Source organism: Lysinibacillus sp. A1 (genome assembly GCF_000801965.1).
Classification (GTDB): domain Bacteria; phylum Bacillota; class Bacilli; order Bacillales_A; family Planococcaceae; genus Lysinibacillus; species Lysinibacillus fusiformis.
This window is the reverse complement of record NZ_JSZM01000008.1, coordinates 23,309-42,364: the sequence shown is the minus strand read 5'-3', so window position 1 is coordinate 42,364 and position 19,056 is coordinate 23,309. Positions and strand designations below refer to the sequence as shown.

Below are 19,056 nucleotides of genomic sequence, written 5' to 3'. Positions count from 1 at the left end.
CCATGAATTTTGACATGTCCACGGAGCATGAAATGCTACGAAAAACGGTAAGGCAATTTGTTGATGAAGAAATTATTCCCTATATTGCAAAGTGGGATGCTGAAGGGGGCTTTGATGCTAAAATTTGGTCGAGGCTTGCGGAGCTTGGGCTAATGGGCGTTTGTGTGCCAGAACAGTATGGTGGGAGTGGAATGGATTATAACTCCCTTGCTATTGTGTGCGAGGAGCTGGAGCGTGGAGATACAGCATTCCGAACAGCGGTATCCGTTCACACTGGTCTGAATAGCATGACATTAATGCAATGGGGCACTGAAGATCAAAAGCAGCGCTATCTTATTCCACAGGCAAAAGGAGTACGAATTGGTGCATTTGGTCTTACGGAGCCGGGTGCTGGCTCTGATGTGGCAGCTATGTCTACTACAGCTGTCCGTGATGGGGACCATTATGTCATCAATGGACAGAAAACATGGATTTCCTTATGTGATATAGCCGATCACTTTATCGTTTTTGCCTATACAGATAAGTCCAAGAAACATCATGGTATTAGTGCATTCATTGTTGAACGTTCAATGGCAGGCTTTACATCAAAGGCTATCAAAGGGAAATACGGGATTCGTGCAGGTAATACAGGTGAGCTCTTCTTTGAAGATTTACGTGTACCAGTAGAAAATCGTCTCGGTGCAGAGGGAGAAGGCTTTAAAATAGCCATGTCTGCCCTAGATAATGGACGTTTCACTGTAGCTGCGGGGGCTGTCGGTTTAATCCAAGCGTGTCTAGAGGCAAGTGTGAAATATTGTCATGAACGAGAAACATTTGGTAAGCCTATAGGAGAGCATCAGCTTGTCGGACAAATGATCGCTAATATGGAGGCTGGTTACCAGATGAGCCGTCTATTGGTCTATCGTGTTGGTGAGTTGAAAAATAAAGGTGTTCGTAATACTAGAGAAACATCTTTAGCGAAATGGCAGGCGTGCGATTTTGCCAATAAGGCTGCGGATGATGCAGTACAAATTCATGGTGCATATGGCTATTCAGATGAATATCCAGTAGCGCGCTATCTGCGGAATTCCAAAGCACCTGTTATTTATGAAGGTACGCGAGAAATTCATACCATTATGCAGGCAGATTATGTATTAGGCAGACGCCAAGATAAGCCATTAGCTAATAGGCTACCAAAATGGCCGTTTGAAGAATAAACGAGGGGGAAATTATTCCCTTTCGTTTTTTTGTGTAGGGGTAACCACTCCTTAAAAAAATTTCAGAATAATGTAACTTTCCATCTTTTTCTTAGTCTAATGGATAAACAAGTATATGAAGGAGAGGTAAAATTATGAAAAGTAAATGGCTGGCATTCATGTTGATAGCTGTTATAGCAATCGTGCCTGGTATTTTCACATGGGCAATGAATACAGAGGTCACTGCCAAGGCTGCTAGTGTGGGTATGGCTACCCAAAGTTGGCAGGCATCATTCTCTGTAAGCTTAAAGAAAAGTAAAATTACAGAGGACAATGTGTATGTAACGACAGAAAAAGGGAAAAAAGTACCTGCAACGATTGCATTGTTAGAAGATCAAAAAACATTAGTTGTAAAGGAACTTGTACCAGGCAGTTATCAATTACATGTAAAAAAAGAAGCCTTTGCACAGGGAGGACTTAATGTAGCTTCGCAAGTTATTCCATTTACAATTATTGAAACGTTAACAGCCGTTCAATCAGAAAAAGAATTAGAACAATATTTTAAGAATTTGTTAAAGGCTCCTAGAGGTGAAATTAGAGAGGAAGAGATGTCTCTAAGTGCAAAAAGTGAAGATAAAGCAACAGCGAATAACGAGTCTACAACTAATAATCAAGTGGAAGGTGTAGAAGAAGGCGATATTGTTGTTGTCAAAGACGGTTTTATTTTTACTGCAAAAGATCAAAGCATTACAGTTGTGAACGCTAAAGACCCGCAGCATTTAAAACAGGCTGCAAATATTAAGCTAAAAGAGTCGCAATATATTTCAAAGCTTGCGCTATATGATAATTTATTAATAGCGATTGGGGATCAATATATTGAAAAAGCAGGCACGGGAATGGTCACAGCTTCATTTTATGACATTTCCAATCCAAACAAGCCAAAGCATATACGCGATGTGGGGCAAGAAGGATATCTAAAGGATATCCGTATTGCAAAAGACACACTCTATTTAATTGGTAATATGTATCCGAACTATTGGGTATTACAACAAGAGCAAAAAGCAGATTTAAAACCAAAAACATATGATAGTTTGACAGGAGAAAAGTTCACAAGCCTACCTGTAGAAAAAATTTCGATTTTGCCTAATACAATGGATGGTACCTATAGTTTAATTACAGCTATCGATTTAAAAAATGGTGCCCAAACAACGGCTAATACAAAAGGATACTTGGGCGGCAGTAGTGGACTTTATATGTCAGAGAATGCACTTTATTTAACGACACCAATTTATGAAGGTAATACTGCTATTCCATTAGAAAAACGCGCTATGGATATGATATGGATGCCGAGAGCAGCTGACACGCAAATTTTCAAATGGAATATAGATGGAACTACATTGAATTTCACTGGTAGTACTGAAGTAAAGGGAACTGTATTAAATCAATATTCTATGGATGAATATAAGGGCAACTTACGAATCTTTACAACAGAAGGTAATACGTGGGATGAGAAAAGTACCTCCTATAACCACCTCTTTATTTTAGATGAACATTTAAAAGCTTTAGGTACAGTGAAAGATATGGCACCTGGGGAAAAGATTTATTCTGCTCGCTTTATGGGAGATAAGGCATATGTGGTGACATTTAAAGAAGTCGATCCACTGTTTGTCATTGATGTAGCAAATCCGAAAAAACCAGCGGTCCTAGGGGAGTTAAAAATTCCGGGCTTTAGTAATTACCTGCATCCATTAGATGACACACATTTAATTGGTATCGGCTATGATACAGAACAACGCTATGATTCGTATACGAAGCGTAATTTTACGGTAACGACGAATATGAAGATGTCATTATTTGATGTATCAGACTTCAAAAATCCAAAAGAACAATCCACCGTGAAAATTGGCGGAAAGGGATCCTATTCTGAAGTTCAATACAATCCAAAAGCGCTATTCCGAAATAAGGAATACAACTACTTTGGCTTCCCAGTTGTCCAATATGAAGCGGGTAAAGGAGACAATATTGTTTATAAAGGTCAGGGTGCTCAAATTTATGAAATTACTGCAGATAAAGGAATTACTCTAAAAGGGAATATTATGAATGCTACGAACGGTGAGCCATATGAAAATTGGGAGCAGGTCGTACAAAGGGTTGTTTATATAGAGGGCGCTCTTTATACAGTAGCGCGTAATGAAGTGAAGAGCTATCAGTTAAAAGACTTTAAACCTCTAGATACATTAATCATTAAATGACAAAAAAAGTCCGATGAATTCAATTAGAATTCATTGGACTTTTCTTTATGGTAGATCTTACTTTTGACGGTAGGGCAAAATCTCAGAAACTGTTACAAATTCATAGCCCTGACCTTGTAAATAAGCAAGAACAGCATCGAGCCCATCTGCAGTAGATTGATGGATATCATGCATTAGTACTATTGCATTATTGTGTAGATTATTTTTTACATTTGGCAATAATTGCTGTGCATTGCGATGCTTCCAATCTAATGTATCAATTGTCCAAAGGACGACTGGAACAGGAATCTCAGCGTCAATCGTGTCATTAGTTGCTCCATAAGGTGGTCTGAAAACAGTGGCACCGTGATTAATAGCCTTCTCTATTTCAGAGGCTGTTGTATTATACTCTTTCATCACTTGTTCTTGCGTAAGTTTCGTTAAAACCGGGTGATTCCATGAGTGATTTCCGATTTCATGCCCACGTGCAAGTACATCTCTTGCAATATCAGGATAATATTGTACACGACTACCAAGCATAAAGAAGGTTGCTTTTGCGTGATATTTATCGAGAATGTTTAATATCTGCTCCGTCACTTTTGGGTGTGGACCATCATCAAAAGTCAGCGCAATTCGTTTTTTATTTGGATCACCAGTAGGTGGTGGTGTAATTGGTTTTACATTTTCCATAGCAATTTGAAAATCAGAGGCTAACAATGGGTTAATGAGCGAAAGTGGTAGTTTCACTATTGGGGCACCTGCTGACCCGCTAGCAATCTCATATTCATCGAAATAGAATTGTAACGAATCGTCTGCAATTGCAAAGCGAGTGAAGTTGGACCATTTTGGTTCAGTAGCTTTTAATAATTCATCCTTTAAAAGCTCATCCTTTATTTGGAGATTCTTCTGCAAATCTTTTCGCACATTTGCGGCTAACGTCGATAAATTATTCTCGTCATTTTGCAATAATGTTTGAATAGTTATTTGCTCGCCAGTTTCGTTATTAATAAAGAATGTTTTCGTTGTGACCTCATGGTTAGCTCCTCCTACGTAAAGCATCTTTGTTAGCACAAATGAATAGTAATGCTCTCGGTACGGAAATGTTTCAAGACTAATATTTAATTCACCCATAACTTCTTTATCTTTTTTCATAGAGGCTAGATAGTTTTCTTTTGAATCCGTTATGTATTGTAATACGGTATCATTAAAAACTTCGTTATCTGTTTGTGGGTAATGAATGGCAAAAGGTGTACGTTTATCATTAGAAACATCTGTTACAATTCGTATCCCTGGAAACGCAGAACTTTCCGTTGATATATTACTATTAACCGATTCTGTATCGGTTTCTTTTGAAGCACTAATTTTTTGAAACTTAAATTCATCCTTTGATAGGATAATAACGAGTATAATAGTTGTTAAAGCTACAATGAGGCCAAGTAATAAAAAATCTATTAGTGGGCCGCGTTTTTTTCTGCGTTCCTGCATGGTGTTGGATACGCTCCCCTCATTTTTATTTTCTATACAATCAGACGTGCCAATCATGAAAAAAGTTATACAAATCTATAAACTTTTATTGTTAATTTATAGAAATTAATGCTAGCCATTCTTCCTTCTTGAAGTAGTATATCGAACGTGGTTATACTACTGTATTAGTGGATAAAAAATCCTTACTAAAAATAGAACAACCAAAGGTCAATTATGTAAAATTAAATTGAAAAAAACCCAATCTTTTGCTGAAATTTTCAGTTGTGTTTTTAATGGCAGTTCGATACTATTGGCAAGGAACATTTTGAAGGAGGCAGATAGCTGCAATGGTCTTACAAGAAGCGGATAATGAACTTACGATTGACTGTTTGTTGCTTGCAGGGCGTATTATGATTGAAAGTGGTGCAGAAACATACCGTGTGGAGGATACGATGCTGAGGATGGCACATTCTCAAAATATGCCGAATGCTCAATGTTATGCCACACCGACTGGAATCATTTTTTCGTTAGGCAAGACACAGCCAACGAGAATTTCATCAATTTCCAGCAGGGTTACAGATTTACAAAAAATAGCCTTGGTAAATTCAGTATCTCGGAGACTCACATCTCACATGATAACATTAGAAGAAGCTTATGACGAGCTAAAGTCGATACAAAAAACAAATTATTTTTTACCAACCTATTTACAAGTTATTGCGGCTGCTTTTGCAAGTGGTTGCTTCCTTATTATGTTTAAGGGAGGGTGGTCCGATTTTCCTATCGCTGTTTTAGCAGGGGGGTTAGGCTTCCTGATGCTTGTAATAACGAATCATTTAACAAAAGTTAAATTTTTCTCTGAATTTACAGCATCACTCGTTCTCGGCTTTGTTGCCTTCTTTGCAGTAAAATATGGTTACGGAACAGAGCTAGATAAAATCATCATTAGTTCTGTTATGCCGCTCGTACCAGGAATTTTGATTACGAATGCAGTTCGTGATTTAATGGCAGGTCATTTTATGTCAGGGATGGCAAAAGGAGCAGAAGCCTTTTTAACTGCCTTTGCCATAGGGGCAGCTATTGCCGTCACCCTAGGATTTTAGGAGGCGACTAGCATGCACATAATGGACATTATCATACAATTAGTTGTTAGTTTTTTCGCTACAGCTGGAATTGCCATCATTTTTAATGTACCTAGAAAGACGCTCCTTCATTGCGGTCTTGTTGGGGTAATTGGCTGGATTATTTATTATATTTTAACAGAGCAAGGAATGGATGTTGTTAAAGCCTCTTTCTTCGGTTCGTTTGTCATTGCCATCGTGGCTCATTTATATGCGCGGCGCTTTAAAATACCGATGATTATTTTTATTGTTGGTGGAATCATTCCGTTAGTGCCAGGAGGCATGGCCTATAATGCCATGAGAAATGTTGTAGAGGATGATTACTTACAAGGCTTACAATATGGTTTAAAGGCATTTCTAATAACAGGGGCTATTGTTATTGGACTGGTCTTTGCAGAAGTAATTATTCAGCTCATTTTCCGTTCAGTCCGTTCAAGTAAGGTGAAATTCCAAAAAGTCTATAAAAAATAAAAATAATAGGAGGCTGCGTGTACACTATGCTACGCAGCCTCCTTTTTATCGTATTATTTTTTGACAAGCAATGATTCGATTTCATCTGATGTTACAGGCTTGCTAATATAGTAGCCTTGAATAGCATCGCAACCATAAGTAATTAACAGATCAGCCTGCTCTGCTGTTTCGACACCTTCAGCTACAACTTTAAGTTCCATAGATTTACCTAACTGTACCATACCGTTCATAAGCTTTTGGCTTTTTTCGGATTTTAACAGAGAATTCGTAAACGTTTTATCGATTTTCACTGTATCAATTGGCAAAATTTGCATATATCTAAATGATCCATAGCCCGTACCGAAATCGTCTAAAATAAAGGAAATGCCTTCGTTTTCTAATTTGCGCATTTGCTGAGCAATAGATGTAGCAGCTTCTGCCTCTAACGCAAATTTTTCAGTGATTTCAATTTGTAGAAGGTTTGCTGGACAGCCTGTTTTAGCAATCATTTCAAGAATGGACTTAGCCATATTTTTATCTCGGAACTCTCGTACAGAAGAGTTGATGGACACTTTTAAATCATGGCCAGCCTTTTTCCAAATTAACGCCTGTTCACAAGCTCTCTCTAGCATAAAGGAACCGATATTATTAATTAGTCCTGTTTCTTCCGCAATTGGAATTAATTCATCAGGTGAAACCACACCAATCACTTCATCTTCCCAACGTACAAGTGCCTCAACAGCTGTAATTTTTCCAGAATAAACATCGATTTGTGGTTGGTATAGGACCTTTAAATTCTTTTGATCAAGCGCTTGTAGTAATCGCTTTTCAATTAATGCTTTACGATTTAAAGCTTTATGTGTCGCTGTTGATAGCGAAACAATTTTATCTCCGCCAGCTTCACGCACAGTTGAAATTGTAGCAATAGAAGCTTTCATAAGCTGAGAAAATGTTGTTTGATCTTCAGGATATCTAGTGATACCCCCACTAATAGAGATTGGCACAGCAATATTGCCACTGTAAATAGGGTGCTGTTGTAAGTAAGATAAAAAGCCTTGAATAAACCATTCACTTAAAGGTGTGATGACTACAAAATCATTTTCATTGATACGCGCCATCGTGCTATCTTGGAAATACATCTTAATACGATTTGTAAATTCAATAATTAGGCTTTGATCGATTTGTTGATCGTGTAGTTCTTTTAAAGTATAAAATTTATCAATACTTAAATAAACAAATGAAAAGTGTCTGTCATCCTCAATCATATTGCTAATGACCTTTTCAAGTCGGTGGGCATTCATTAGCCCAGTTTCCGTGTCGATATAAGCTATTTTCTCAAGTTGGTGTTGGATAGTTTTTGATTTAGTAATATCCTTTTCAATTAAGAAAAATTGTTGTTCACCTGTTTCCAGATTAAAGGTTGGGATAGCTGTTAGTAATACCCAATAGGATTGTCCCGCTTTGGTGATTTTTTCAACTTCACCTTGCCATGTATGCCCGTTGTTTAAATTACGCCAGATAATATTTGTCACTTTTTCACTACGGTCATTATCTGGGAACAACTGCCAAAATGTTTTGCCGATAACACGCTTTGGCGTCCATTGGCTTGTTTTTAGAAATTCATTATTACATTCTAAGATGAAACCATCGTGGTCAAGTGTTACAGTCATAAATGTAGCATCCAATCCTTGTTTAAGGTCTACAAATGTACTGCAATGAGAGACGGCATTAGTCATTAATTCTGGCAGCATAAAAATTATGAGAATCAAACGTTCTCCTTGCTCTGTATAAGGTTTAGCAAGCAGTGCTGTCGACATTTCTGTTTTTAAAGAGGTGTGAATTTGAATTTTTTCTATATACGTACTTTCCTCGCTTTGTAGGATAGCTTGAAAAGTTTCTACTGGAAGCTGACGTAGTAGATTTTCGTGTATAGATGGAGTAGTATTTCCTGTAATATCATTAGTTGATAAACCAATCAGATGTTCAGCGCTCTTTCCCCAGATAGTGGCTTGTCCATCTTGATTTAAGATAATTGCAGGAAAAGGAAGTGAATTTAAATAATGTTCATCAATCGTAAATGATTTATGCATATGACTCATGAGTTTTCGATCTCCTTGGGTAATCAATATATACTAATATTATAGATAATTATATGGAATTAGTCATTATGAATATATTTGTAAATATTTGATAATGAAAAGAATTAGGACTTTTCTAATGATGTTTAAGAAAAGATTTGAAGAAAAGTAACATTTTTTAGTACGTATATAGGAAGTAGGATTGGTATGCAACGTTTAAAAGGAATACTATTTATCGTTTCGGGTGCTATGTTATGGGGAGCGACTGGCCCCTTGATGGAGTGGTTACTGAACCATACATCATTGACTGTTTCCTTTATGTTAACAATCCGTTTATCGGTTGCAGGTATGATACTACTTACATATTTATTGTTAACGGGAAAAAATATTTTTGGTATTTGGCAGCACAAACTATGGGGTAGACAGCTCATTGTCTTTGGTATTGTAGGTATGCTAGGTGTTCAATTTGCATTTGTAGCAGCGATTCATGAAAGTAATGCAGTGCTAGCGACCTTACTCCAGTTTCTAGCGCCAATATTTGTTGTGGCATATGTCTCTCTTAGTTTAAAGAAATGGCCACCAAAATATCAAGTAATAGGAATTATTGGTACCCTTATGGGGTTATTTCTACTACTAACGAACGCATCATTTGATAGTTTGCTTATTAGTCCAAAAGCATTGCTATGGGGTGTAGCAGTAGGTTTAACCTTTGCTTTTTACACATTATATCCTGCGCGTTTAATGAGAGAGTGGAATGTGTTGTTAGTAGTTGGCTGGGGGATGCTAATAGGTGGGCTCACATTAGGTATAGTGAGTCGGGTATGGCTGTCTAACCAATGGATCGTTTTTACTGATTTTAAAACACTACTTTTAATGGTTGCTTTAATATTTTTTGGAACAGTCGCTTTCATATTGTTTTTAAGTAGTATGAAATATATAACAGCTGTAGAGACGAGTATTCTCTCCAGCATTGAACCATTAACGGCTATGATTATTTCAGTTATTGTCTTTGGTACTTCTTTAGGGTTTTGGCAATTAGTAGGGGTATTCGTTATGCTTGTGTGTGTAACATGGCTTTCAATCGCTGGTGAGAAAGCATAAATATACTATTGTGGTAGTAGTTTTTAACTAGCTATAAATTTCATCTTAGGACAAGGGGGAAAGAATGTGAAAGAAATTTTTTCCTATGTAAGACCTTATAAATGGACAGCTATTTTTGCTTTATGTTTAATGTTGTTGGAGTTGTTTGTAGAGCTTGTACAGCCACTTATAATGGCCAAAATCATTGATGACGGGGTAAGAGCTCAAAATCACGAAATGATTATGCAATGGGGTGCTGTTTTACTCGTACTTTCATTTGTTGCCTTTATGGCGGGTATCGTTAATTCTTACTTTTCATCTCATACTGCTCAAAGCATTTCGTATGATTTACGAAATGCCATGTTTGATAAAATCCAATCCTTTACACTAGCAACCTATCAAAAATTTTCTACGGCATCTCTCATTACGAGATTAACGAATGATGTCACACAAGTGCAAACGGTGCTGTTTATGAGCTTACGTATTATGCTTCGTGCACCTCTTGCCGTGATAGGAAGCATAGTAATGGCATTTATTGTGAATGCAAAATTAGCCTTATTTTTAGTCATAGGTGCACCTATCATTTTAATTTTTCTTATTTTTATGGTCGCAAAGGGCGTCTCTTATTTTGGACGGGTGCAGAAAAGAGTCGACCGTTTAAATAGGGTTTTGCAGGAGAATTTACAGGCCATACGTTTAGTAAAAGCATACTTACGGGGGACTTATGAGGCTTCACGCTTTGATGAAGTCGCATCTCGTTTGAAATTCGATACTGTCAAGGCTTTACGCATAATGGAATACATTATGCCAGCTCTTTTATTCATTATGAATATGAGTCTGCTCGCCGTCCTATGGTTTGGTACAAAACAAGTTGCGGCAGGGACAACACCACTTGGAGATATTGTAGCGATTGTTAACTATGCGATGCGGATGACAGGCTCCTTTTCAATGTTCGCTTTTATTATTATTTTTTATGCGCGTGCAAAGGCCTCAGCTGAGCGTATGGCAGAAGTTCTTTCTACAGAAAATGAGGTTGAGGATGTTTCATTTTCAGAGGAAATTAGCCAGGGTAAACACTATGGTGAATTAACGTTTGAACATGTTAGTTTTACGTATCCAGGCGGAGAGGTGCCAGTCCTATCAGACGTCAATTTCCAAGTTAAATCGGGTGAAAAATTAGCGATTATGGGGGCAACCGGTGCTGGTAAATCTACTTTGCTACAGCTTATTCCGCGTTTTTATGAAGTAACAGAAGGAAGAATACTAGTAGAAGGACAGGATGTTCAACAGTGGGATTTACAAGAATTACGTGAAGTCATTGGGTATGTCCCTCAGCAGTCCTTGTTATTTACAGGCAGTATTGCGGATAATGTGCGTTGGGGAGATACGCATGCTGAAATGGACGCTGTACTAAAGGCTACGATGCAGGCTCAAATACATGCATCCGTTGAGGATTTTCCGAATGGTTATGATACAAAGGTTGGGCAAAAAGGGGTCAACTTATCAGGAGGGCAAAAACAAAGGCTATCCATTGCGAGAGCACTCTTGAGAAAGGGACATATATTAATGCTCGATGATAGTACAAGTGCATTGGATGTTAAAACAGAACAGGCACTTTGGGAGGCACTGGGCGAAGAACATGCTACGATGCTTGTGGTCACGCAAAAAATTCGTACCGCTAAAGGTGCAGACCGTATTTTACTGATTGAAGCTGGAAAAGTAGTTGCCTATGGAACCCATGAAGAGCTTTTACAATGTTCCGCACTTTATAAAAAAATTGCAGTCTCTCAACAGGAGGTGGAGGAATAATGGGATTTTTCCAAAAACCTTTTGGCTATGAGCCGATTTTGACTAAAGATGATCTTCAACAGGCTGTGAAGAAAAAGAAAGGGCCACGAGCAAGTGATTGGAAAAGTACCTTGCTACGGTTATGGAAAATTGTCGATGAGCAACGAGCACTTCTAATCGTAGTTCTTTTACTAGTGATGACTAGTTCAATTTTGGCTTTGATAGGTCCCTATGTAATTGGCCAAATGATTGATCACTATGTTATGCATGGAGAGCTAGCTGGCTTAGGTAAGGGGATTGTCTTATTGATCGGCATTTATTTGTTGCTGGCCGTCTCCCTGTTCCTACAAAATTATTGGATGATTGGTATTGCTCAGCAAACGATTTATAGGCTAAGAACAACTGTATTTGGTCATTTTCAACGACTGCCGATTGCCTTCTTTGATCGTCGTCAGCATGGCGAATTAATGAGCCGTATGACGAATGATATAGAAGCGGTCAGCTCAACGCTGAATAGTTCCTTTATTCAGGTGTTTTCAAGTGTACTAACGCTTGGAGGAACGATTATTATTATGCTGAGCTTAAGTCCATTACTAACCATTTTAACTATGACCATTATTCCCATTATGTTTTGGGCAATGCGTTGGATTACACGTCGAACTGCTCCTTTATTTAAGGAGCAACAGGCAGCTATTGGGGCTCTGAACGGCATGATCGAAGAAACCATATCTGGACAGCGCATTGTGAAGGCTTTTTCCCAAGAGGAACGAATGAAGGCAGAGTTTCAGGAAAAAAGCTTGCGGTTAAGAAGAACGGGGTTTTGGGCACAGACATATTCTGGCTATATTCCAAAGGTCATGAACTTTTTAAATAATATGAGCTTTACTATTGTCGCGGGTATCGGGGGCGTACTTGCTTTATATGGGCATGTGTCAATAGGGGTTATTGTTATATTTACAGAATATGCTCGGCAATTTACACGCCCATTAAATGATTTAGCCAACCAATTTAATACAGTGCTATCAGCTATTGCTGGTGCTGAGAGAGTATTTGCGTTACTGGACGAACAACCAGAAGGAGAATCTACCTCAGCGAAAAAACATCAGCTATTGGGACATGTAGCTTTTAAGCAAGTGTATTTTAAATATGAACAAGACCAGGAATCTTACACATTAAAAAATGTTAATTTTAAAGTGGAGCCTGGGCAGACGGTAGCGCTTGTAGGAGCTACAGGAGCAGGGAAAACGACAATCCTTCAACTTATTGCAAGATTCTATGAAGTGACAAAGGGCGAAGTGTTATTTGATGGCATGAATGTTCAGGAAATTGATCGTCTATCCTTGCGTTCCCAAATGGCTTTTGTATTGCAGGATCCATTTTTATTTGAGGCAACTGTTCGTGAAAATATTCGATATGGTCAATTAGATGCAAGTGATGCTGATATTGAGGAAGCAGCAAAGCGTGCTAATGCACATAATTTTATCATGAAGCTTAAGGATGGATATGATACGATTCTTGCTGCAGATGGACGAGAAATTTCACAAGGCCAAAAACAATTACTATCAATAGCACGCGCACTTATTGCGGACCCGAAAATTTTATTGTTAGATGAAGCGACAAGCAGTATTGACACAGTAACAGAAATGGCGATTCAAGAGGCACTTGATACATTGATGCAAGGCCGCACTAGCTTTGTTATTGCACACCGATTAAATACAGTGCATAATGCAGACATGGTGTTAGTTATGCATAAAGGTGAGCTAGTGGAAGCTGGTTCACAGCAAAAACTAATTGAATCGGGCGGTTTATATGCTCAGATGCTCCATTCATCCTCCCATCATTTAGAAGAATAGCCATTGACAACTATCAAAAGAGTAATTTCAAATGAAATTACTCTTTTTTTAATCATATTAACAAATGTAATTAATTTGAATAAATAGTATAATTAATATAAATAAGTAGGGAATAGTATATAGTTTGAAAGTAACTAAATGAAAAGCGTTAATAGTGACAATTTTATGAGTTTGTTAGGTTATTATATATCTAGAATTCATAGTAAATTTTAGTTGTTTTCGTGAACTTTTATAGTAAAAATCCTTTTATTATTGGCGTATTTAAAGTAAAATTCTGATTAATAGAGGGTGATAATATATTTAGTTGCCAGCTTATTTTCATTCTTGCTACAATAGGGCAATAGTCTGATACAGGAACGGAGTAAACAATGAATATTTCAGTGATGACAGTGTCTTTCCCATTGGATGGAGAAACATTGAAGGAAGTAAAATTATTATGTGAAGAAGCGACAATTCATGATTATCGAGTATACGAAACTATTTTGAATGTGCCAATGGCTAGCTCTTTTGAATCGAAGGGCTTTATGGTATTGGCGTATGAGGATGATCAGGATTTGTTAGTTGGAGTTGCAAGTGCCATTGATTTAATGGGACTCCATACGTATGAGTGGTCACTAGTGGTGACACCTGCATATCGCCAAAAGGGGATTGGGACTGCATTAGTTGAAGGCATACAAGTCGGGCTAAAAGAGCGAGGGGCAGAGGGGCAGTTAGCTGTTGTGATTGATGGTTCCCCACATGGACACACATTTATTGAAAATAAAGATTATGTTTACAGCTTCTCAGAAGCAACCTTAGAAACAAAGGCAGAACCTGTAGCATTACGAAGCGATATTACTATTCTTCCCTATAATGGTGAACAGGCTGAGCTAATTGCTATTTATAGTGAAGCATTTGGTGATTTACCAGAAGAATCAACAGAGCTCATCGCCTTTAATACGTCCACTAATGGAAGAAAGCTATGGATTGCTTATCGAGATGGAGGAGTTGTTGGCACGGTAACGACAGCTCAGGAAAATGAAATACAATGGGTAACAGCCCTTGCAGTCCACCCAAATTGTGAAGGACAAGGTATTGGGACGGCTTTATTGTCCTTTTCAAAGGATTATGCGAGTAAAACCGGTGCCACTTTCGTCATGTTAGATGTTGAAATAGACAATAAAAAAGCAATATCTGTCTATGAAAAGGCTGGATTTATGAAGGCGCAGCAAATTGATTATTATGTAAAACAATAGCAAAAAGGGCGAGGAGTGATTTTAACTCATCGCCCTTTTTATCATAATTGCGTACTATCTTCATATAGTATTAATAAGCCTTATGAAAGGAGTCGTGATTATGCGCATGCCAGCATTGCCTAAAAAGAAGTCTCCTCCGAAGGAAGCACCTAGTTCGTGGTGGAAGGTGGTTAAGGCCTATCTATCGAAAGGAAAGTTCTATCGATTACCACCGAGAAATTGATGAGGTATAAAAAAGTCGCCTTATAGCGACTTTTTAATTTTCTAATAAAAATGTATTTTTAGAGGGACCTATTAAGTAAAGTTCATGCATTGCCCGTGTGAGTGCTACATAGAGTAGCTTTCGGTCAATGGGCGTGTCGTAAAAGGGCGTATCAAACGCAGCCACTATAACCGCATCAAATTCAAGCCCTTTCGCTAGATGGCTTGGAACAACAAGCAACATTTCCTGATTAATAGAATCATTTTCAGTTAGTAGCTGTGCAGGTAGTTGGTGAGCTTTTAAATCTTTTTGCATCATCATTGCTTCAGCAGTTGTTTTGCATATTAAAGCAATGGATCGATGTCCATGTTGCCGAATTGTTTCAAAAATTTCTTTAATTTGTAAGGCGTCGAATTGATCCGCTTGAATAAAGCTTGGCACGTTGCCATGACGAACAACAGGCTCCACTAACGGAAGTTGTTCATCCATTTGCGCTAAAATTTCATTAGCAACTTCCATAATTTCAATGGTTGTACGATAGCTTTTTTGCAAAGTTCGAAAGCTTGCTCGTGGGAATAAACTTTGGACAGGCTCCCAAGCAGTTAATGAACGATAGCTATGAATTCCTTGAGCTAAGTCACCAACCATTGTAAACATATCCGTATCCAAACCTGTTTTTAAAGCGGCAAGCTGAAATAGACTATAGTCTTGAACCTCATCGATAAAGACAACGCGCATTTTCCATTCATCAGGGATGCCTTTTAAGCGCGCCTGTAAATAATAAAGTGCAGCTAAATCTTCAAGGGCCCATTGTTCCTTGCGATGTGATTGTAAAAATTGCTGTTGTTCGAGATAATGCCATTCAGGAGCCAGTTCTGCTAACAGCTCTGCATTGGTGAGAAGTGAACGATAAAGAGTTTTAATATTGTGTTTGATAAAGCGACGCATATAAGCAGCTGCTGTAGATTTGGCTTCTTTTTCAATAGCAGGAATTCGCTCATCTCGTTCATCGATAAATTTTGTTACGACACGACGCCGTTTTTCATCATCTCGAATACCATTTAATGCCTTTCCAAGTGCTTCATCATATTTTTTATGGAGTGTAGCTAAAACAGACTGCTTCTTCTGACGAACATGGCTAGCTAACACTTTTTTAATATGTGCCAGTCGTTTTTCGATTGGCATATAAGAAAATTCATATAAAAATAGCTTCTTAAGGTGAGAAGCCCGCATGATACAGTATCTTTCAATATAAACATCTTCAAATTGCTCTGCAATATCTTGTTCCAGTTTTTGAATATAGCGTTCGATAACATCACGATAATAAAGAGAGCCTTTCATTTCAGAAATCCAAGCAGATGGCTGAGAATTTCCTCCGGCTACAAGCGACTCTAATTGCTCATTTGGATTTTGAAGCTTTAATTTTAATTTAGTGGCGGATAGTACGTAATCGGTAAAAGTAGTTTGGCATATTTTATCGACGCCTAGTTCTGGTAAGACATCTCCAATATAATCAATAAATAACTTATTCGGTGCTAAAATCATGAGCTGCTCAGGATTAAAATGCTCACCCATTGTGTAGAGGAAATAGGATATTCGATGTAGGGCGATGGTGGTTTTTCCACTGCCTGCTGCTCCTTGGACAATTATTGGTTGACGAAGATGTGCGCGAATAATTTCATTCTGCTCTTTTTGGATTGTCGAGACAATTTCAGTTAGACGAACATCAGCTTTACCAGCCAATGCTTCTTGTAACAGTTCATCGTTCGTAGTTAAGTCAATATCACGTATATCGAGCAAATCGCCATTTTCAATTTTATATTGTCGCTTAGCAAATAGATGCCCTTTATGAATTTCTCCGCGGACATCGTACTCCATGTCACCAAGACGGCCATCATAATAGACATTCGCTACTGGTGAGCGCCAATCGACAATAATTGGCTCATGTGTTTCACGATGAAATAACGAGGTTTTTCCAATGTAAAGAAGTTCTTCAGGGTCACCTGTCTTTTGAAAATGGATTCTGGCAAAATAAGGCTTCTTTTGAACGGCTTCTAGCCCTTCCTTTTGATTACGGGCCATTTCAAAGAATCGGGCATTGGTTAAGATGTTTAAATAACTCAAACTAGAATCTAAGTAATCGAGATCTGCCATCGACTTCCGAATATTTTCTTGAGCGGATTTTAAATCTCTTTGTGACTCATTTAAAATTTGCTGCATATAACTTTGGGTATACGCTAATCGCTCTACTTCAGTCTGAAAATCTGGATGTTTTACAGTCATTTTTTAGCACCTCCTAGGTACTTACAATTTCAAAGTAGATTATCATACTACTATATATAATATTTACCATCAAGTGAAAGCTTAAAAGCTGAATATGTTACTATTACGTAGAGGTTTTGAATGAATGTTACTAAAAGAGGAGGTTCATTATTTTGGATATTTTTGCACACAGAGGTGTTTCTGCAAGCTACCCGGAAAATACGATTGCTGCATTCCAAGCGGCATCTAAGCTTCCTATCGCTGGAATTGAGCTAGATGTTCATTTAACAGCAGATAAAGAGGTAGTTGTTATTCATGATGAAACCATTAACCGTACCTCCAATGGTTCAGGCTATGTAAAGGATTTTACATTACAGCAATTACGTATATTTGATTTTGGCTCATGGTACTCATTGGATTATAGTGGAGAAGTGATACCCACATTAGGGGAAGTTTTAGAACTATTTGCAGGTACAAACCATCGCATTAACATTGAACTAAAAACAGATGTGTTTGCCTATGAAGGGATCGAGGCATTAGTTCTAAAGGAAGTAGCTGCCCAACAAATGACAGAGAGAGTTATTATCTCTTCTTTTAATCATGAATCTTTGCAAACAGTCGCACAAATCGCACCATATATTGAAAATGCTGCATTGTTTGCTGAAGTTTTAGTAGACTTTACAACTTATGTTGCGCTTATTCCTGCTAAAGGCTTGCATGTTAGTTTGCCTACAGCGTATCGCAAATCAGTAAAACTAGCGCTCGCTGAAGGGGCAACTGTACGTGTTTATACAGTCAACGAGGAGCGGGATGCTCGATATTTACAGCAGCTTGGAATACAAGCAATATTTACTGACGACCCAGAGAAAATATTAAAAGCCCTTACTTAGAGCAATGTGAGGGGGTGGCGCTCGAATTCCGTGGAATGATAAATGAAGTAATACCCACGGAACGCGGCGTCTTTTATAAGATTCGTTACCACTTTGCCTGATGCTCCTCAATGCATCCAAGCATTTGTCGAATAACTAATGTTTCACCATTGTCGAGCAAAATGGAACCGTCATAATAACCAAATAATTGATGTACTTCTGATTTTACTAGTTTTGCATTTGTGTAGGCTACACGTTCAAAAAACGGAGAGAAGGTTAGTGACACTTGATGAGAGAATTTTGATTTTACTTTCCAACGTTGCATATAATCTTCGGAATCATAATCAAATAATAAATCCTCATGTATTTTTGTCATTTTGCCATCAACGAAAACAGCATTTTCGGTCATACCTGTGCCATCTGTCCATTTTCCCCCTAAATTAAGTCCAATTCTTCTTCCACGGACCCGTTGAGAGGCCATTCCCCAATTCCATACGGCTTCACGCGGCCATACACCTCGACCGTAATCTAAGACAGCAAAATTTTCTTCTGCCGAGAAATTATAACGACGAGTACCAATTGTGACCACACCTGAAGTAGGGAGTGTATGATGCTTACCTGTAAATTGAAATGTTTTACGATTCCAAGGGATGACAACATTTAAGGTTTCGTCTGTAGCGGGATGCTGAATGATGAGCTTTGCACGTAAAATATCGCCATCAAAATTTGGAATAGAAACAGATAGATGTGTTTCATTTTGTACATATAATATATCAATCATCATTTCACTATTTTTAAACGATACGGACTCTAAAACCTGTGTAGGCATTTTCAATTTGCCGCCTAAGGGAATGGTAATCGTTTTTTCGAAATAGCGCTGCGTTTCATATTCAAGGAAATAGACGAAGCAAACTGCTGCATAATCTAGATGACTAATCGTAGCGGAAAATAAGATTTCATCACCGTAGACACACCAATAGTTCCATTTCTTTTTGCGCATGAGATGGCCGCTTAAATTGCTGTTGATAAGTGGTTTACGTGCAAATCCGATGGCTGCTGGATTTAAATTCCCCTTTTTATCGCATAAAAGAGTAGGCTGTAAAATTTCTTTCTCAGCATGCTGCTTCACATTTAACATCCCTTCTGGTCATAAAATAAAATCATGCATTTCTTTTAATCTTATTGTAGCAAAAATGATCTTGAAAATGGAAAGGAACATACTGATTATACCTATTTTCGACAATAATATGA

Annotated in this window: 13 protein-coding genes; 9 read left to right on the top strand and 4 right to left on the bottom strand. The window is 38.0% G+C overall.

The annotated features are described in order from the left end of the window. The first annotated feature begins 2 nt into the window (after window positions 1-2). Entirely contained in the window at window positions 3-1,196 is a 1,194-nt protein-coding gene (locus PI85_RS05385; RefSeq protein WP_036122730.1) for an acyl-CoA dehydrogenase family protein, read from the top strand. Window positions 1,197-1,330: 134 nt separating this feature from the next. Next, entirely contained in the window at window positions 1,331-3,427 is a 2,097-nt protein-coding gene (locus PI85_RS05380; RefSeq protein ID WP_036122733.1) for a beta-propeller domain-containing protein, read from the top strand. Between the two features lie 57 nt (window positions 3,428-3,484). Here PI85_RS05380 and PI85_RS05375 read toward each other — a convergent pair whose 3' ends face one another. Further along, on the bottom strand, window positions 3,485-4,891 hold the full coding sequence (locus tag PI85_RS05375; RefSeq protein ID WP_036122737.1) for a polysaccharide deacetylase family protein: 1,407 nt from the start codon (window positions 4,889-4,891) through the stop codon (window positions 3,485-3,487). A 326-nt stretch (window positions 4,892-5,217) separates the two neighbouring features. On the opposite strand from PI85_RS05375, the gene PI85_RS05370 reads away from it, so the two are divergent. After that, on the top strand, window positions 5,218-5,970 hold the full coding sequence (locus PI85_RS05370) for a threonine/serine exporter family protein (RefSeq protein ID WP_025115515.1): 753 nt from the start codon (window positions 5,218-5,220) through the stop codon (window positions 5,968-5,970). A gap of 12 nt (window positions 5,971-5,982) precedes the next feature. Beyond that, window positions 5,983-6,459 (top strand): threonine/serine exporter family protein, encoded by a 477-nt coding sequence (locus PI85_RS05365; protein ID WP_036122739.1) that lies wholly within the window; start codon window positions 5,983-5,985, stop codon window positions 6,457-6,459. Between the two features lie 53 nt (window positions 6,460-6,512). Here PI85_RS05365 and PI85_RS05360 read toward each other — a convergent pair whose 3' ends face one another. Then, window positions 6,513-8,537: an EAL domain-containing protein gene (locus tag PI85_RS05360; protein ID WP_036122741.1), complete on the bottom strand. Its 2,025-nt coding sequence runs from the start codon at window positions 8,535-8,537 to the stop codon at window positions 6,513-6,515. A gap of 186 nt (window positions 8,538-8,723) precedes the next feature. Between PI85_RS05360 and PI85_RS05355 the strand changes: the two genes are divergently transcribed. The 4 genes from PI85_RS05355 (at window position 8,724) to PI85_RS05340 (ending at window position 14,472) form a co-directional block, all read left to right on the top strand. After that, entirely contained in the window at window positions 8,724-9,617 is an 894-nt protein-coding gene (locus PI85_RS05355; protein ID WP_036122744.1) for a DMT family transporter, read from the top strand. A 66-nt stretch (window positions 9,618-9,683) separates the two neighbouring features. Beyond that, window positions 9,684-11,405, top strand: a complete 1,722-nt coding sequence (locus PI85_RS05350) for an ABC transporter ATP-binding protein (protein ID WP_036122746.1) — start codon at window positions 9,684-9,686, stop codon at window positions 11,403-11,405. Next, window positions 11,405-13,237, top strand: coding sequence for an ABC transporter ATP-binding protein (locus PI85_RS05345; RefSeq protein ID WP_036122748.1), 1,833 nt, complete (start codon window positions 11,405-11,407; stop codon window positions 13,235-13,237). Before PI85_RS05350 ends, PI85_RS05345 begins: the two co-directional genes overlap by 1 nt. A 368-nt stretch (window positions 13,238-13,605) precedes the next feature. Beyond that, window positions 13,606-14,472 carry a GNAT family N-acetyltransferase gene (locus PI85_RS05340; protein ID WP_036122751.1) on the top strand — a complete coding sequence of 289 codons (867 nt, stop codon included), beginning with the start codon at window positions 13,606-13,608 and terminating at the stop codon, window positions 14,470-14,472. A 256-nt stretch (window positions 14,473-14,728) separates the two neighbouring features. Here the strand turns inward: PI85_RS05340 and helD are convergent, their stop codons facing one another. Next, entirely contained in the window at window positions 14,729-16,957 is a 2,229-nt protein-coding gene (helD, locus tag PI85_RS05335; protein WP_036122754.1) for an RNA polymerase recycling motor HelD, read from the bottom strand. A 152-nt stretch (window positions 16,958-17,109) separates the two neighbouring features. Between helD and PI85_RS05330 the strand changes: the two genes are divergently transcribed. Further along, a complete protein-coding gene (locus PI85_RS05330; RefSeq protein ID WP_036122757.1) occupies window positions 17,110-17,826 on the top strand; it encodes a glycerophosphodiester phosphodiesterase in 717 nt (238 codons plus the stop codon). 85 nt (window positions 17,827-17,911) lie between these two features. Here the strand turns inward: PI85_RS05330 and PI85_RS05325 are convergent, their stop codons facing one another. Next, the gene (locus PI85_RS05325; RefSeq protein WP_036127564.1) at window positions 17,912-18,934 is read right to left on the bottom strand and encodes a DUF2804 domain-containing protein; all 1,023 of its coding nucleotides are present in this window, start codon (window positions 18,932-18,934) and stop codon (window positions 17,912-17,914) included. Window positions 18,935-19,056 lie beyond the last annotated feature (122 nt).

Bases quoted from the DNA above. Each gene is read 5' to 3' on its own strand.
- PI85_RS05385 (WP_036122730.1), top strand. From the start codon at position 3: ATGAATTTTGACATGTCCACGGAGCATGAAATGCTACGAAAAACGGTA.
- PI85_RS05380 (WP_036122733.1), top strand. From the start codon at position 1,331: ATGAAAAGTAAATGGCTGGCATTCATGTTGATAGCTGTTATAGCAATC.
- PI85_RS05375 (WP_036122737.1), bottom strand. From the start codon at position 4,891: ATGCAGGAACGCAGAAAAAAACGCGGCCCACTAATAGATTTTTTATTA.
- PI85_RS05370 (WP_025115515.1), top strand. From the start codon at position 5,218: ATGGTCTTACAAGAAGCGGATAATGAACTTACGATTGACTGTTTGTTG.
- PI85_RS05365 (WP_036122739.1), top strand. From the start codon at position 5,983: ATGCACATAATGGACATTATCATACAATTAGTTGTTAGTTTTTTCGCT.
- PI85_RS05360 (WP_036122741.1), bottom strand. From the start codon at position 8,537: ATGAGTCATATGCATAAATCATTTACGATTGATGAACATTATTTAAAT.
- PI85_RS05355 (WP_036122744.1), top strand. From the start codon at position 8,724: ATGCAACGTTTAAAAGGAATACTATTTATCGTTTCGGGTGCTATGTTA.
- PI85_RS05345 (WP_036122748.1), top strand. From the start codon at position 11,405: ATGGGATTTTTCCAAAAACCTTTTGGCTATGAGCCGATTTTGACTAAA.
- PI85_RS05340 (WP_036122751.1), top strand. From the start codon at position 13,606: ATGAATATTTCAGTGATGACAGTGTCTTTCCCATTGGATGGAGAAACA.
- helD (WP_036122754.1), bottom strand. From the start codon at position 16,957: ATGACTGTAAAACATCCAGATTTTCAGACTGAAGTAGAGCGATTAGCG.